Below are 11,726 nucleotides of genomic sequence, written 5' to 3'. Positions count from 1 at the left end.
GAGAGAAAAAAATGAAGTTCAAAACTCTAGCAACAACAGTGTTAGCAACCGCAGCTATTTTCGCATTGGGGGCTTGTGGTAACGGTAATGGGGCCAAAGAATCAAACGATATTGTGAAAGAAGTGAAGGAAGATACGACAATCACTTTCTGGCATGCAATGAATGGGGTTCAAGAAGAAGCGTTAACAAAATTAACGAAAGACTTCATGAAAGAAAATCCAAAAATTAAAGTGGAATTACAAAATCAATCTGCTTACCCTGATTTACAAGCCAAAATCAATTCGACTTTAACTTCACCAAAAGATTTACCAACAATTACGCAAGCGTACCCAGGCTGGTTATGGAATGCTGCACAAGATGAAATGTTAGTGGACTTAAAACCATATATGGATGATGACACAATCGGTTGGAAAGATGCAGAGCCAATTCGTGAAGTATTGTTAGACGGCGCCAAAATCGACGGCAAACAATACGGCATTCCATTTAATAAATCGACAGAAATGTTATTCTATAATGCTGATTTGTTGAAAGAATATGGTGTTGAAGTACCGAAAACATTAGAGGAATTAAAAGAAGCTTCTAAAACAATTTACGAAAAATCCAACAAAGAAGTCGTTGGTGCTGGTTTTGACTCGTTAAATAACTATTACGCAATTGGAATGAAAAACAAAGGCGTTGATTTTAATAAAGACTTAGATTTAACAAGCAAAGATTCACAAGAAGTCGTGGACTATTACCGTGATGGTATCGAAGCAGGTTACTTCCGCACAGCTGGTTCAGATAAATATTTATCTGGCCCATTTGCAAACAAAAAGGTAGCAATGTTTGTCGGTAGTATTGCTGGTGCTGGTTTTGTTCAAAAAGATGCTGAAGCTGGTGGCTATGAATACGGTGTTGCACCACGTCCTGAAAAAATCAACTTACAACAAGGAACAGATATTTATATGTTCGATAGTGCTACGCCAGAACAACGGACAGCGGCATTTGAATTCATGAAATTCTTAGCAACGCCTGATTCACAATTGTACTGGGCACAACAAACAGGTTATATGCCAATTTTAGAATCTGTTTTACACAGTGATGAGTACAAAAACTCTAAGACAACCAAAGTACCTGCACAACTTGAAAACGCAGTAAAAGATTTATTCGCTATCCCAGTAGAAGAGAATGCTGATTCAGCCTATAATGAAATGCGGACAATTATGGAAAGTATTTTTGCTTCATCAAATAAAGACACGAAAAAATTATTGAAAGATGCAACGTCACAATTTGAACAAGCATGGAACCAATAATCAATAAATAAACAGACGTGGGAGGTTGGGATCTGAGTCGTTATGGCTCGTGTTCTAACCTTCCTGTTCTTTTGGGCGGAAGAAGGAGAGAAACAAAATGCAAATAAAAATTTTAGCAACAAGTGATATGCATGGGTATATTATGCCGACAAGTTATAGTGAAAAAAAGATGGATTTGCCTTTTGGAACCGCAAAAGCAGCAACCATGCTGAAAAAGTTACGTGCGTCTGCCAAAGGACCAGTTTTTCAAATTGAAAATGGGGATTTTATTCAAGGTTCGCCGCTTAGTTACTACGTAAGAAAAGCAGAAACACATTCAGTGGAAGCCATCACTAAAATCATTAATCAAATGAATTATGATGTTAGCATTTTAGGTAACCACGAATTTAATTACGGTTTAGATTATTTAAAGGAAACGATTGCCAGTTATCAACAGCCAGTTTTAGCTGCCAATATTCTTGGTAAAGATGGACAACCTTATTTCGGTCAGCCGTATGTCATCATAGAAAAACAAGGGGTTAAAGTAGCCATCCTTGGCGTGACGACTCAATATATTCCTCATTGGGAACAGCCGGCAACAGTCAAAGATTTAACGTTTAAAAGTGTCGTTGAAACAGCGGCGGAATACGTGCCAAAACTGCGGGAAGAAGCGGACCTAGTTGTTGTCGCTTACCATGGCGGTTTTGAAAAAGATTTAGAAACAGGGGAACCCACGGAATTACTAACAGGAGAAAATGAAGGCTACGATTTATTGGAAAAAGTTCCTGGGATTGATGCCTTAGTCACTGGTCACCAACATCGAGAAATTGCTACAAAACTGAATGGAATACCTGTGATTCAACCAGGTTTTCGAGGAGCTTTCGTTGGAGAAATTACTTTAGAAATTGAACCTATGGCTAAAGGCTATCGCGTTATTGAAAGTGACGCAGCTATTCATCCTGTTGGAAACGAACAACCAGATGCAGAAGTTTTAGCTTTGACAACAGCGTTACATGACGAGGTAGAAGAGTGGCTTGACCAACCAGTGGGAAATGTGGAAGGGGATATGACGATTCAAAATCCGAATGCCGTACGCATCAAAGAACATCCATATATAGAATTTATTAATAACGTCCAAATGGCTTCAAGCGGAACGGATATTTCAGGGACTGCACTTTTTAACAATGAAGGCAAAGGGTTTAATAATCAAATTACGATGCGCGATATCATTACCAACTATATTTATCCAAATACCTTGGCTGTATTGCGTGTCACTGGACAAGACCTCCGTGAAGCGTTAGAACAAAGCGCTACTTATTTTGTGTTAGAAAAAGGTCAACCAATTTTTAACCCGAAATATGTCGATCCAAAACCACAATACTATAATTATGATATGTATGAAGGTATTGAGTATACGCTTGATTTAAGACAACCGTTTGGTGAAAGAGTGACGAAACTTAATTATCATGGTAAAGCAGTGCAAGCAGAAGATGTTTTGGAAATCGTGACAAATCAATACCGAGCAGTCGGTGGCGGAAACTATCAAATGTTCCAACCTGAAAAAATTATTCGAGAAATCCAAATTGATATGACGGAACTGATTGCAGAATATTTAAAAAAACATCCAATCATTCAAGCATCGACAAATGATAACTTCAAGGTTATCTGGTAAAAAAAGCAAAAAAAGCCTTCAACCATGCAATTACTTGAAAGATGGTTGAAGGCCTTTTTTGAGTTAATAGCCTTTTTTTAAGGAAACTTGGTTTTTGACGAGGGTTTGATCTGTCACAAATTGATTTAAGTTTGGAATAAAAATCGCCAGTAATTTTGATTTGAACTTCGGTGTCATGCCAGAAATATGAGGTGTTAATAAAACATTCTGCATCTCCCATAAAGGGCTATCTTCGGGAAGAGGTTCTTCTTCAAAGACATCTAAGGCAGCAAAAGCAATGGTTTTATTGTTTAAGGCAGTTATCAAATCGTTCGTTGCTACTGAGGCGCCGCGACCAACATTTACGAAAATTGTTTCAGGAGCCATTTTTTCAAAAAGTGCCTGATTGTATAAATGTTTTGTTGTTTCAGTCAAAGGAAGAATGTTCACAACAATGGACATTTCATGGATAATTTTACTCATATTCTTCTGTGAATAGCATTCAATGAAGCCTTCCGTCACATGTCCAGAGGTATTCACGCCATAAACTTGAAGATTTAAACCTTTAGCAAATTTAGCTAATTGTTGTCCGATTTGCCCAGTGCCTACGATTAACATTTTTTGCCCAGAAAGTTGTTGATAGGAAGGGGCTGTTTGATTCCATGTGTGTTGCATTTGTTGTTGGATACTTTCTTGCAGTCCGCGGGTATGTGCTAATAAAACGCCTAAAACATGTTCTGAGATAGAAACACTATGGATTCCGCTACCATTAGACAACAGAATGCCTTTTTCTCTTAATTTATCAAAATCCATATAATCAGCACCAGCAGAAATGAGCTGAATCCATTTTAGGTGACTAGTATCAGAGGCTAATAAACGCGGACCAATTTCTTTATGCCAGCCTAACATAATTTCGATGGCCTCTTCTTCAGCAGAGGATAAATAATCGGTAGATGTTTTAACTAGATAATTGGGTGCCACAGCTTTCACTTGTTCCAGTTGTTCTTCGTTGAATACTTCATTTAAATAAATAATTGGTTGGTTCATCTTTCTTCCTCCTAGCACTTTTTATTGTATCAAAAATAAATTTAAAAGAGAAAAAGAAAGGCTTTTCAGTAAAGCAGAAAGCCAAGGATAAAAATCCGATTTAGATTTTTGTCCTTGGCTTAAAAACTGCTAAAGTCCAGTGCTAACCTTATTTAGGTACGCCGTTTTCAAATAAACTTGTACTATGAACTGGTTGACGTCGAGCATCGGGCCGTAAGTAATGTAAAGCATTATTTACGGCAGTAGGTGCCTCACCAAAGCCTGTAGCGATTAATTTCACTTTTCCCTCATAGGAACAGATATCCCCTACAGCGTATACACCAGGAATGTTAGTTGACATATCGGAATGAACATTAATAGCATTTCTAGAAACGTCTAATCCCCATTCTTTGAGGTGTGTTAAAGAAGAAGTAAAGCCATAATTGATAATTAAATCATCCAGAGGGAGATCCAATGTTTGGTCACCTTTTGTCTCCGTTAATTGGATGCCTGTGAACGTTTCGTTTTCCTTTAAAATATCACTAATGATATAAGGAGTTCTGATAGAAACACTAGATTTTTCCAGTTGTTCCACGCTATGTTCGTGGCCGCGAAATTGTGGGCGACGATGGATAATAGATACTTCTTCTGCGACGTTTTCTAGCATTAAAGCCCAATCAATTGCGGAATCGCCGCCACCAGCAATCGCAACTTTTTTGCCAGCGAATTTTTTCATGTCAGTCACATAATAATGGATTGACTCACCTTCAAAGGCTTCAACATTTTCGATAGCTAAACGTCGAGGTTGGAAAGCGCCGTTACCAATCGCAAAGATAACCGTTTTAGAGTAATGTGTGCCTTTAGTTGTGTCTAAGCGCAGAAGTCCATCTGCTTCCTGTGCAAGGTGTGTGACCTCTTCTTCCAAGCAAACATCGTGCTGAAATGGCTGCATCTGTTTTTCCAAATTGGCAATTAACTCACCGGCTTTAATAGCAGGGAATCCAGGAATATCATAAATATATTTTTCGGGATACAGCATTGTTAGCTGACCACCTAATTGCGGCAGGCTATCAATGATTTTCGTTTTTGCTTTACGAATTCCCGCATAAAAAGCGGCAAATAATCCAACAGGACCGCCGCCGATAATCGTTAAATCATAAATATCTTTTTCATCAGACATTTGAAAATTCCTCCTAATTCATTTAGGGTTGAGACAACTATTGATCGTTTTGCGAACACTTCACAAAATAGCACGGCTTTTCGAAAAAAGCAAGTTTGGCTAACGAATCAAAGCATTCTTTAATCATTGGAAAAAGATCATAGCAATTTTTGGCATTTTTCGATATGATGGAACTATAAAATAATTATCTAGGAGGACATTCTCATGTCACAATTTCCACAATTAGATTTAGAAAATGCTAAAGGCCCAAAAGCGGTCATTAAAACAAACCGAGGCGACATCACTGTTCAATTATTCCCAGAACAAGCGCCTAAAACGGTTGAAAATTTTGTTGAATTAGCGAAAAAGGGCTACTATGATGGCGTTATTTTCCATCGTGTGATTCCTGATTTTATGATTCAAGGCGGTGACCCAACCGGAACAGGAATGGGCGGCGAAAGTATTTATGGAGAAGCATTTGAGGATGAATTTTCTCGGGATGTTTTCAATTTGCGTGGCGCATTATCAATGGCAAATGCTGGTCCTAACACAAATGGTAGCCAATTCTTTGTTGTTACTAATCAAAATGTTCCAGCTCAAATGATGAGTCAGTTAGAAGATGCTGGTTTTCCAGAAGAAATTATTGAAGCCTACAAACAAGGCGGAACACCTTGGTTAGACTTCCGTCATACTGTTTTTGGTCATGTTGTTGATGGTATGGATGTAGTGGATGAAATTGGTGGAGTCCAACGGGATGCCCAAGACCGTCCAACATTTGACGTCGTGATGGACACAGTTGAAATCATTGGTGAATAAGTTTAACCAATTGAAAAAGAGAGTATCAACGAGGGACAAATTCGTTGGTACTCTTTATTTTTTTCTTAAAACGACTAACTTTTTTTTAAAAGCATCCAAATCGCTTCTTTTAATGAAGTCTTTATAGGATACTGAGTGAAAGAATAGAAGGAGAGGAAGCGAATTTGTTAGAAAAATACAGATATCCAATGGCCTTGGCTTTGTTTGCAGTAATACTCCCATTTATAGGAACGTTTTTTACGTATGTAGATCAGCAAGGAATCGTTCATGAACCAGGATTTTATACAATAATAATTGGAGAAATTTTACTTCTATTTTCAGGTATCTGGTTCGTCAGAGTTTATTTAGCTAAACGCAAAAGAAAGAATTAAAAACAGCTGTCCTAAAAACTAGGACAGCTGTTTTTAATTAAAGGCTTTTTTGATACGTAAAAGGCCTTCTTCGAGAGTTTCTCTTGAACAAGCTAAGTTTAAACGCATGTGTTGAGAACCTTGGGGACCAAAACTAATTCCTGGATTTAGAACCACTTTCCCCTTATGAATTAAGGTATCGCGAAGTTCCCGATCCGTTAGCGAATAAGAACTAAAGTCTAACCATAAAAGATAGGTTCCTTCAGGCTCCATTACACGAACGCTAGGCAGCTCTTCACGGAAAAAGGAAAGGGCAAAATCAATATTTTCTTTTAAATAATCAAGTAACGCCGTTAGCCATTCTTCCCCTGTTTGATAGGCAGCTGCCGTTCCCACGTAGCCAAAAGTATTGATACCGCCTTGATGATTTTTGTCTTGTAAAGATACGAAAGATTGCCGTAGTTTTTCATTAGGAATGAACAGCATTGAATTTTTAATCCCCGCTAAATTAAAGGTTTTCGTTGCCGCTGTTAAGGTAACAGTGAATTCCTTAAATGCTTCATCAGCGACAGTGAAGGAAGTGAAGGTATTCGGTTTGAAAATCAAATCCTGATGAATTTCATCGCTAACCACAGTTACTTGGTGTTTTTGGCATAAACGGCCAATTGCTAGCAATTCTTCTTTTGTCCAAACACGTCCACCAGGATTATGGGGATTACAAAAAAGTAACAGCTTCACCTTTTCTTCGATTATCTGTTGTTCCATTTTAACCAAATCAACTTCATAATGTCCGTTAACTTCTAGTAAAGAATGTCGCACAAGTCTACGCTCATTTTGTTTTACCACATCTGCAAAAGGGGGGTAGACTGGATCACAAATCATGATAGAATCAGCAGGTGCTGTATACGCTTGAACGGCTGTGGCCAAGCTGGGTACCACGCCACTATTAAATAAAATTTCTTCTTTTTCAACAATCAATTGATGGTGTTGCTGTTGCCAATCTTGAATTGCTTGATACAGTTCATTAGGTGCCACTGCATATCCTAGAATACCCTGTTCAATAACTTGTGACAAAGCATCAAGAATAGGCTGATGCACTTTGAAATCCATATCAGCAACCCATAAAGGTAGTAAATCTTTTTCGTGGTAACTCGTTTCAACGGTGTCCCATTTAACACAATTCGTGTGGCGACGATCAATGGTTTCATTAAAATTAAACATAAGATAACTCCTTTTCTTCTATATAAAGTCTTACTTCCTATAGTATAGTAGATTTTGCTTAAAAGATGAAACAATAGTTTTAACAACTAGGGAAGAAATAATGCACAAACGTTGAAAAAATGCTATTATTTTAAATGAGTAGAAACGGAAAAAGAAATTTATCGTATGAAAAGAGGAAATTTGATGAAGTACAAAATTGGTATGGTACTTTCTGGCACAATTACCGGACTTCAACCATATGGCGCATTTGTTTCTTTAGACGAAGAAACACAGGGACTGATTCATGTTTCGGAAGTACAAGCTGGCTTTACCAAAAATATCCATGGACTCTTAACCGTTGGACAAAAAGTAACCGTTCAAGTTATTGATGTTGATGAATATTCTCAAAAGATTAGCTTATCTTTACGGACCCTTGAAGACAAAGTTCATTCAGTGAATCATCGACGCAAAAAATATTTTACGGATAAGAATAAAAAAATTGGCTTTGCAACCTTAGACAAAGAACTTCCAGAATGGATTGATGAAGCAATGGATAAATTGCTTGAAAAATAATTCTGTATTTTTTCAGAAAGTGTGTTACAATTTCTTTGGTTAGTGAATCTAAAAATTAATTGAGGTGGATGTCGTGTCTAACAAAAAAGTCGCTGGAACAATCATACTGAACTTAAACGATGGTAGTAAAAAATTTTTGATGCATCCAATAGGTGAAGCGATTGAGTTTGCGATGGCAAAAGTTTCTGATGAGATGACGGGTTTAGCTAGTATGCTACAATGGTTCAAAGAAGAGGTTCAATTGGACGTTACTTCAATTAGCTTAGTAGAATTAACTAACGCGCATATCAATAAAGAAAATGTTCCGCTGTTTGTCTTCGAGATGGATGAACAAGCACTTAAAAATGAAATGGATAAAGACTATACATGGGTAGCACCTGCAGAATTAAAAACGATTTGGTCAAAATATCATATTGAAGGTGTTCCAATGTTTTAAACAAAAAAGAAAGAATCTGTCGATAATCGAACAGATTCTTTCTTTTTTTATGTTGTACGTAAAAAAGTTAATCGAACTATTTCAAATATATGATTCAGATTGTTCGATTTTTAGCAAGGGATTAAACTGTTTTGATAGACAATTAGGATTTAAAAAGTTTAAAAACGAAATAATTGAAAAGAATGAAAACAGATTGAAAACTTCTTTTAATTTTTTTGAAAAAAAGTGTTGACCAAACATAAAAATCTTGATATATTATTACATGTCGCAAGGCGAGTCACACAGCTGAGCGATTCAGAAATCAATAATTAAATAACAATTCTTGATTTCAAATCTCTCGAAAAAAGTTTGAAAAAACAACAAAAAAGTTGTTGACAAATAACAAACGAGATGATAAGATATAGAAGTTGTCGCAACGGACAACAACGACCGAGCAAAACAACTTGAAAAAACTTTTTTAAAAAAGTTCTTGACATTCAAACGAAAGTTTGTTATGATATAAAAGTTGCTGCGAGGAAACGTAGACCTTTGAAAACTGAACAAAGAATAGACGAACCAAATGTGTAGGGCGTCTTGATTCAATTCAAGACAACAAACATTTTTAACAAGCAAGCAATATGCTAGCAAACAAATTGAGCTTAACAATCGCAAGATTGTTCTAACTTTTATTATGAGAGTTTGATCCTGGCTCAGGACGAACGCTGGCGGCGTGCCTAATACATGCAAGTCGAACGCTTCTTTCCTCCCGAGTGCTTGCACTCAATTGGAAAGAGGAGTGGCGGACGGGTGAGTAACACGTGGGTAACCTACCCATCAGAGGGGGATAACACTTGGAAACAGGTGCTAATACCGCATAACAGTTTATGCCGCATGGCATAAGAGTGAAAGGCGCTTTCGGGTGTCGCTGATGGATGGACCCGCGGTGCATTAGCTAGTTGGTGAGGTAACGGCTCACCAAGGCCACGATGCATAGCCGACCTGAGAGGGTGATCGGCCACACTGGGACTGAGACACGGCCCAGACTCCTACGGGAGGCAGCAGTAGGGAATCTTCGGCAATGGACGAAAGTCTGACCGAGCAACGCCGCGTGAGTGAAGAAGGTTTTCGGATCGTAAAACTCTGTTGTTAGAGAAGAACAAGGACGTTAGTAACTGAACGTCCCCTGACGGTATCTAACCAGAAAGCCACGGCTAACTACGTGCCAGCAGCCGCGGTAATACGTAGGTGGCAAGCGTTGTCCGGATTTATTGGGCGTAAAGCGAGCGCAGGCGGTTTCTTAAGTCTGATGTGAAAGCCCCCGGCTCAACCGGGGAGGGTCATTGGAAACTGGGAGACTTGAGTGCAGAAGAGGAGAGTGGAATTCCATGTGTAGCGGTGAAATGCGTAGATATATGGAGGAACACCAGTGGCGAAGGCGGCTCTCTGGTCTGTAACTGACGCTGAGGCTCGAAAGCGTGGGGAGCAAACAGGATTAGATACCCTGGTAGTCCACGCCGTAAACGATGAGTGCTAAGTGTTGGAGGGTTTCCGCCCTTCAGTGCTGCAGCAAACGCATTAAGCACTCCGCCTGGGGAGTACGACCGCAAGGTTGAAACTCAAAGGAATTGACGGGGGCCCGCACAAGCGGTGGAGCATGTGGTTTAATTCGAAGCAACGCGAAGAACCTTACCAGGTCTTGACATCCTTTGACCACTCTAGAGATAGAGCTTTCCCTTCGGGGACAAAGTGACAGGTGGTGCATGGTTGTCGTCAGCTCGTGTCGTGAGATGTTGGGTTAAGTCCCGCAACGAGCGCAACCCTTATTGTTAGTTGCCATCATTTAGTTGGGCACTCTAGCGAGACTGCCGGTGACAAACCGGAGGAAGGTGGGGATGACGTCAAATCATCATGCCCCTTATGACCTGGGCTACACACGTGCTACAATGGGAAGTACAACGAGTCGCTAGACCGCGAGGTCATGCAAATCTCTTAAAGCTTCTCTCAGTTCGGATTGCAGGCTGCAACTCGCCTGCATGAAGCCGGAATCGCTAGTAATCGCGGATCAGCACGCCGCGGTGAATACGTTCCCGGGCCTTGTACACACCGCCCGTCACACCACGAGAGTTTGTAACACCCGAAGTCGGTGAGGTAACCTTTTTGGAGCCAGCCGCCTAAGGTGGGATAGATGATTGGGGTGAAGTCGTAACAAGGTAGCCGTATCGGAAGGTGCGGCTGGATCACCTCCTTTCTAAGGAATATTACGGAAATACACATTTCGTCTTTACTTTGTTCAGTTTTGAGAGGTCTACTCTCAAAACATTCGTTCATTGAAAACTGGATATTGAAGTAAAAAGAATCAAAACAAACCGAGAACACCGCGTTGAATGAGTTTTTTAATAAGTTCAATTGCTTATTTATTGATTAACCTTCTATCGCTAGAAGAAGTGATCAAGACCCAACCGTAAGGTTGATAAGGTTAAGTGAATAAGGGCGCACGGTGGATGCCTTGGCACTAGGAGCCGATGAAGGACGGGACTAACACCGATATGCTTTGGGGAGCTGTAAGTAAGCTATGATCCAGAGATTTCCGAATGGGGGAACCCAATATCTTTTATAGGATATTACTTTTCAGTGAATACATAGCTGATTAGAGGTAGACGCAGAGAACTGAAACATCTTAGTACCTGCAGGAAGAGAAAGAAAATTCGATTCCCTGAGTAGCGGCGAGCGAAACGGGAAGAGCCCAAACCAACAAGCTTGCTTGTTGGGGTTGTAGGACTCCAATATGGTAGTCTGTTAGTATAGTTGAAGGATTTGGAAAATTCCGCTAAAGAGGGTGAAAGCCCCGTAGACGAAATGCTGACAACACCTAGGAGGATCCTGAGTACGGCGGAACACGAGAAATTCCGTCGGAATCCGCGGGGACCATCCCGCAAGGCTAAATACTCCCTAGTGACCGATAGTGAACCAGTACCGTGAGGGAAAGGTGAAAAGCACCCCGGAAGGGGAGTGAAATAGATCCTGAAACCGTGTGCCTACAACAAGTCAAAGCTCGTTAATGAGTGATGGCGTGCCTTTTGTAGAATGAACCGGCGAGTTACGATTGCATGCGAGGTTAAGTCGAAGAGACGGAGCCGCAGCGAAAGCGAGTCTGAATAGGGCGAATGAGTATGTAGTCGTAGACCCGAAACCATGTGATCTACCCATGTCCAGGTTGAAGGTGCGGTAAAACGCACTGGAGGACCGAACCCACGTACGTTGAAAA

The 11,726-nt window shown here is 39.9% G+C and carries 10 protein-coding genes and 2 rRNA genes (1 of these 12 cut by a window edge); 9 read left to right on the top strand and 3 right to left on the bottom strand.

The window, feature by feature from the left end; translation table 11 throughout:
• Positions 1-11 precede the first annotated feature (11 nt).
• Positions 12-1,292, top strand: a complete 1,281-nt coding sequence (locus tag IGJ52_RS11630) for an extracellular solute-binding protein (RefSeq protein WP_002359172.1) — start codon at positions 12-14, stop codon at positions 1,290-1,292.
• A gap of 97 nt (positions 1,293-1,389) precedes the next feature.
• Positions 1,390-2,943: a bifunctional metallophosphatase/5'-nucleotidase gene (locus tag IGJ52_RS11625; RefSeq protein ID WP_438792123.1), complete on the top strand. Its 1,554-nt coding sequence runs from the start codon at positions 1,390-1,392 to the stop codon at positions 2,941-2,943.
• A gap of 63 nt (positions 2,944-3,006) precedes the next feature.
• Here the strand turns inward: IGJ52_RS11625 and IGJ52_RS11620 are convergent, their stop codons facing one another.
• Positions 3,007-3,969 carry a phosphoglycerate dehydrogenase gene (locus tag IGJ52_RS11620; protein ID WP_010715421.1) on the bottom strand — a complete coding sequence of 321 codons (963 nt, stop codon included), beginning with the start codon at positions 3,967-3,969 and terminating at the stop codon, positions 3,007-3,009.
• A gap of 148 nt (positions 3,970-4,117) precedes the next feature.
• Positions 4,118-5,128, bottom strand: a complete 1,011-nt coding sequence (locus tag IGJ52_RS11615; RefSeq protein ID WP_002368301.1) for an NAD(P)/FAD-dependent oxidoreductase — start codon at positions 5,126-5,128, stop codon at positions 4,118-4,120.
• Positions 5,129-5,332: 204 nt separating this feature from the next.
• Here IGJ52_RS11615 and IGJ52_RS11610 point away from each other — a divergent pair, with 204 nt between their 5' ends.
• Both IGJ52_RS11610 and IGJ52_RS11605 read left to right on the top strand, forming a co-directional pair.
• Positions 5,333-5,923, top strand: a complete 591-nt coding sequence (locus tag IGJ52_RS11610; protein ID WP_002361120.1) for a peptidylprolyl isomerase — start codon at positions 5,333-5,335, stop codon at positions 5,921-5,923.
• Between the two features lie 164 nt (positions 5,924-6,087).
• Positions 6,088-6,294: a DUF3955 domain-containing protein gene (locus IGJ52_RS11605; RefSeq protein ID WP_002355151.1), complete on the top strand. Its 207-nt coding sequence runs from the start codon at positions 6,088-6,090 to the stop codon at positions 6,292-6,294.
• Positions 6,295-6,327: 33 nt separating this feature from the next.
• Here IGJ52_RS11605 and IGJ52_RS11600 read toward each other — a convergent pair whose 3' ends face one another.
• On the bottom strand, positions 6,328-7,494 hold the full coding sequence (locus tag IGJ52_RS11600) for a MalY/PatB family protein (protein WP_438792122.1): 1,167 nt from the start codon (positions 7,492-7,494) through the stop codon (positions 6,328-6,330).
• Positions 7,495-7,677: 183 nt separating this feature from the next.
• Between IGJ52_RS11600 and IGJ52_RS11595 the strand changes: the two genes are divergently transcribed.
• From IGJ52_RS11595 to IGJ52_RS11575, 5 genes are all read left to right on the top strand, one after another.
• A complete protein-coding gene (locus IGJ52_RS11595) occupies positions 7,678-8,046 on the top strand; it encodes a CvfD/Ygs/GSP13 family RNA-binding post-transcriptional regulator (protein WP_002365178.1) in 369 nt (122 codons plus the stop codon).
• Positions 8,047-8,110: 64 nt separating this feature from the next.
• Positions 8,111-8,482, top strand: coding sequence for a hypothetical protein (locus IGJ52_RS11590; RefSeq protein ID WP_002385270.1), 372 nt, complete (start codon positions 8,111-8,113; stop codon positions 8,480-8,482).
• Entirely contained in the window at positions 8,466-8,714 is a 249-nt protein-coding gene (locus tag IGJ52_RS11585; RefSeq protein ID WP_002415841.1) for a hypothetical protein, read from the top strand. Before IGJ52_RS11590 ends, IGJ52_RS11585 begins: the two co-directional genes overlap by 17 nt.
• Before the next feature lie 434 nt (positions 8,715-9,148).
• Positions 9,149-10,709, top strand: a 16S ribosomal RNA gene (locus tag IGJ52_RS11580).
• 226 nt (positions 10,710-10,935) lie between these two features.
• Positions 10,936-11,726, top strand: a 23S ribosomal RNA gene (locus tag IGJ52_RS11575) (it continues 2,122 nt past the right edge of the window).
• The 16S and 23S rRNA genes sit together here, the layout of an rRNA operon.

Source organism: Enterococcus sp. DIV1758, assembly GCF_051711985.1.
Lineage (GTDB): Bacteria > Bacillota > Bacilli > Lactobacillales > Enterococcaceae > Enterococcus > Enterococcus faecalis.
Note: the sequence above shows the minus strand (reverse complement) of the source record. Positions and strands in the feature narration are given on the sequence as shown.